Origin of the sequence: Loktanella sp. DJP18, assembly GCF_049310965.1 — a bacterium.
GTDB lineage: Bacteria > Pseudomonadota > Alphaproteobacteria > Rhodobacterales > Rhodobacteraceae > Loktanella.
Window position 1 is genome coordinate 1 of the sequence record NZ_JBMERN010000207.1, and the last position, 4,220, is coordinate 4,220.

General features: G+C 51.8%; 5 protein-coding genes. 2 read left to right on the plus strand and 3 right to left on the minus strand.

The window, feature by feature from the left end; all coding sequences use genetic code 11:
• The 3 genes from ACOI1H_RS23840 to ACOI1H_RS23850 all read right to left on the minus strand — a co-directional run.
• Positions 1-359: hypothetical protein (locus ACOI1H_RS23840; protein ID WP_422440678.1), on the minus strand; the 359-nt coding region annotated here is incomplete at its 3' end.
• Positions 360-465: 106 nt separating this feature from the next.
• The gene (locus ACOI1H_RS23845; protein ID WP_422440680.1) at positions 466-702 is read right to left on the minus strand and encodes a hypothetical protein; all 237 of its coding nucleotides are present in this window, start codon (positions 700-702) and stop codon (positions 466-468) included.
• A 252-nt stretch (positions 703-954) separates the two neighbouring features.
• Entirely contained in the window at positions 955-2,634 is a 1,680-nt protein-coding gene (locus ACOI1H_RS23850; RefSeq protein WP_422440681.1) for a hypothetical protein, read from the minus strand.
• Between the two features lie 322 nt (positions 2,635-2,956).
• Here ACOI1H_RS23850 and ACOI1H_RS23855 point away from each other — a divergent pair, with 322 nt between their 5' ends.
• Positions 2,957-3,676, plus strand: a complete 720-nt coding sequence (locus ACOI1H_RS23855; protein WP_422440683.1) for an enoyl-CoA hydratase/isomerase family protein — start codon at positions 2,957-2,959, stop codon at positions 3,674-3,676.
• A 60-nt stretch (positions 3,677-3,736) separates the two neighbouring features.
• Positions 3,737-4,220 (plus strand): autoinducer binding domain-containing protein (locus tag ACOI1H_RS23860; RefSeq protein WP_422440685.1); only part of this gene is annotated, 484 nt, incomplete at its 3' end.

Below are 4,220 nucleotides of genomic sequence, written 5' to 3' on the forward strand. Positions count from 1 at the left end.
GAGAACCTCATCTCTTTTTCGATATCGCGCGCCGACTTCGGCAACCGCACGAATGTTGCAAGCGCCGGATCTTCGGTGTCGACATCGAACTGATCTAGCATTGTTGTAAGATTTGCTGCTGCGGCGACCTCGTCTGACAGCGTGCCGTCTTTTTCTTCAGATGTAAAAATCGCGACGCCAAGGGCGCTATACACGCGCGCCAACAAGGTGAGATCACCATCAAGAAGGCTATCCATTTCACTGGCTTGCTTGCATATCAGATCGACGATTGCAGCTTCGTTGGCGTGATGTCTAAGGCAGGGCAGGTCTATGTCAAATTCTCGCTCGTGATCCGGGATTGTGTGGTTACCCTGCTGCATGTCGCTTCGCTTTCAGCTTTTTGCATTCAGTCGCCGTATCGGCGCTGCTTGGGTTGACGATGTCTCAGTCACGAGATCACCGCAAGGCACCAACGGTTTAGCTGTTTCAAAGACCCGCCAAAAGGAAGGGGTCGGATAGGCCCCGCGGTTGCCACGGCAGGCGCGCTGACAACACTTCCAGGCTGGCCTGGATTGATGAATTTTCTTGGTGATCTTGAAAAATCTTAGCGAAAATCGTGGATGATTTTGCAGCAATCGTGTCTGAAGCTGCCTGAATGGTGATGTGCATCATGTCGTTGGTGTCCTGGAACATCGGTAAAAGCCTGTGTGGGTCTTTACGCATGCCGTATCCTGATTGCATCTCCGTAATTCCCGCAAAATGAAAAACAACAGCGTTTCGATTCTGTCGGGGCTAAACGAAGGCGGTGTCTCAGACTCCTGAGTTCGGTCTTTATGTCAAGATTGGAAACAATGTGCTGGGGTGTGTAGTTTATTGAGATGGTCTGCTGATTTGTTAATAATATGTTAATCTTTTTAGCGTCAAGAGCCTGACAAGACTGCCCGATCCCTGAGTGGACCGGGCAGACAAGTCATATCATTCTTTCTTTGACGATATCTGCAAAAGGCTGATCACGGAACGCGGGAGGCTCTTTGAAATTGAATTGAGAATACCTTCGGCGCTTTTCACAACATGTGTGTCAACAGTTTCCCGTGCAATTCCGAGATCCAAACTGACACGATTTTTTGCTGCCTCGTAAGCGGTGTTAATCCTTGTGACACAGGATTCGACATCAGATCTCCACACCTTCCCGGATCTTTTGCTGTCAGTAAATGCTCTCAGAGCATCGACGGCATCCCGCAACTCGATTACCTCAGGTGTCGATGCGATCTGCTGTGACATGGATGCGATGTCTGTCGTGATTTTGTGCACGGGTCGTTCAGCGGGGTGTCGCCAGATGCCGCACATTGCACGAATGGAGCATGACACCGGACTGCCATCGGGGTGACCCCGAAGCGCCGTCATCAGGTCTTCTGCAACCATCTCTATCTCAATGACTGGATTGGAGCTCGATCTGATCTTCGCTGTCAGGCCGTAATCGGTTTCCTCCCATGCTGAGGCGATGCGAAGTGAAAAGTATTGTCCTTCGGTCGGGGGCAGGGTGCTGTGAATGTTGCCAAGCCAGCCGCTTCGTTGACTGATTGCGAGACTTGCCTGACGCACGTCGTGCCTCTGCCTTGAGTCTTCGACGTGGGGATTGAAGGCCCAGTTCCAAAGATGCGAAAGACCATCGACACGTTCCTTCACTGCGTCGCGGTCGGTGCCAGTTCCGTATGAGACACCGCGGTCGCGGGGAGGCGGAAAGGAGACGATCGGGCCTTCTTCGGAGACTTTGATCCAGTTCAGCATGCGAGGATGCGCAGCAGCGAGTGTTTCAATATCTGAAACGATAAGAATACGAAGTGCTTCACGCAGATCATGTGGCAATGGATCAAGCATATTATCCACCATAGGATGCTCGGCAGAAACAGCAGTCCAGTCTGGCTGGTCAGGTGCAGGCAAGGCCTGCGATGCCATGGACATCGCATCCAGGATCTTCTGCGCATGCAATGCGGCATGTGCCGCCTCTGTCAGGACTTCTGTGCGCACCATGGACATGGCCTCGAGGTGCCGCTCAAGGTCATATGTCGTTGATGTCATGTCGCGAACTTTGTATCCGATGCGTTCTGCTGCGTCCCTGATTGCAGCGTTCGATTTCATCGGTTCGCCTGCAAGGAGTGTGAGCATGTCAGTCACCGCCTCATCAAATGCGCTGTCACGGCCAGCGGTGAGGCTTTGAGCAACGCGTTCGGCCTTTCTCGTCTTGATATCGAATGGGGGCGTCATGTATGACCCCAGCCGGGTTACCGTGAGCGCCGATCCCTCACTTCTGTTGGCTTCAAACATTGCCTGGGTGAGGGCCTTCTCGGAAATCCTTGCTGAGAAGATTTCATGAGTCGGCGCATATCCTCCATCGTCCATCCTCTGCGCCCGGAAGATGCGCAGGCGCGTGTGCGCGAGGGAGGCGACATCCTGCCCGAACAAGCGCACTGGGGTGCCATGAAACTCACGCTCGAAGAGCAGGAAGCCTGTCTGTGCATCTGTCTGTGTCATATCGATGGGGAATGCGAATAGCTCGGTTGCAGCCCTTCTACGCAAGTATTCATGGGCAGCCTTAAGTTGATCTTCGTCAAGTTTGGCCTTGTGTTGGTTTAGAAGGCTTTTCACGAGGCTCATTTTAATCTCTCTGTTGGTCCACTTGGGGTCGCTCCTGAGCGGTCGACCCCAAGTGGATCGGCAACCAGATTGTCTGTCAGTATATGGGTTCGAAATCGCCCGATCATCATGCTGGATGGCGCGTCTGATATGAACATCAGTGGGACTCTCGTGACATTCTCGAAAAAAGCACGCGCCTCAGGGCCATCATCTTGCGTAATATTACGCTGCGCGCGGATATTTTGTTTCAACTCGCGTTATAAAAGAAGTAATTGAGAATGATTGGTCCAGTTTCCTTGCGTGACGTGGGCAGTAATGACAGCACGTGCAGGGCCCGTTGATTATGTTCGAAACAATAAATATCACAAGAAATTCTAATAACAGCATTTTAAAGATATCATTCAATCGCAGGCAAAGTCGTAATGCATTGAATAGTAAATTAAGAAATGAAATAATTAATGCTATAAATTCAAACTATGGATCTGTGCGTGTTATTATTCTAACCGGGGCAGGTGGGGCTTTCAGCATTGGCCACGACTTTCTGGAAGAACCAGCGGACGATCCTGAAAAGGTTTATGAAGTTCTGATGACCGAATATGGTCCAATGGTTGACGCTATCGAGACATGCCCCATACCGGTCATTGCTGCCGTAAATGGGCCGGCAATTGGCGTCGGGGTTGCGCTTGCTCTAGCGAGCGATATCGTGATCATGCAGCAGCGGTCATACTTTTCCCTGCCTTTTCTTGCGCGGGGTATGGTGCCTGATGCAGGAGTCCTGAGATTTCTCGAGCGACGCGCTGGCTCTCAGCGCGCCCTTGGTGCAGCTCTGTTTGGTAACATCATCACGTCCGACCAGGCGCTCGACTGGGGTCTTGCCTGGGAGGTTGTTCCACGTCTTACCTTCAATGACTGTATAGATCGGCGGGCAGAAACGTTGTCAGCGTTGTCGCCCATGGCCGTCAGAAGCCTTAAACTTCTATCTCGTGGTAATGCGGTCATGTCGCCCCCGGAAGCCAGAAAGTTCGAGGCCGAATTACAGGCGGAATGCATTCGTTCAGCCTGATCACTTTCTACCATCTGCTGTAAACCAGATTTTGAAGTATCAGTTGCTGAAAGTTTTTTTGTGCATTACTGCACAGGTATTCATGACTTATTGGTGAGAAGCGTTTTGGCAAGGCCTGATGTAGATGATGTTCTTGCCCAGATCGCTGCGGTTGCTCCGGAAGGATTCAACTTCGGCTTCCACGTCCGTTTCAGCAGACCTGCCATGGTTAAAATGACCTACAGGCTAGACTGGAGTAAGCACTACTCGGAGCGCAAGTTTATCTTATGTGATCCCTCCGTCATCTGGGCCATGATGAATGACGGCGCGGCACGTTGGTCCGAGATTGAGCTCGCAGATCCACTCGGCGTCATGGACTCCGCAGCAGATCATGGTTATCCTTACGGTGTTGCTGTCGGACGTGGCGAGGTGGAGTCGAAGACGATCGGATCGTGCGGACGCTCGGACCGGGAGTTTACTGACGACGAAATCTCGATGATAAGTGATGCCGTTTCGCTCGTCCATGAGATGCTTGCCCAAGGGCCAGGCCTTAAGCAACATCATC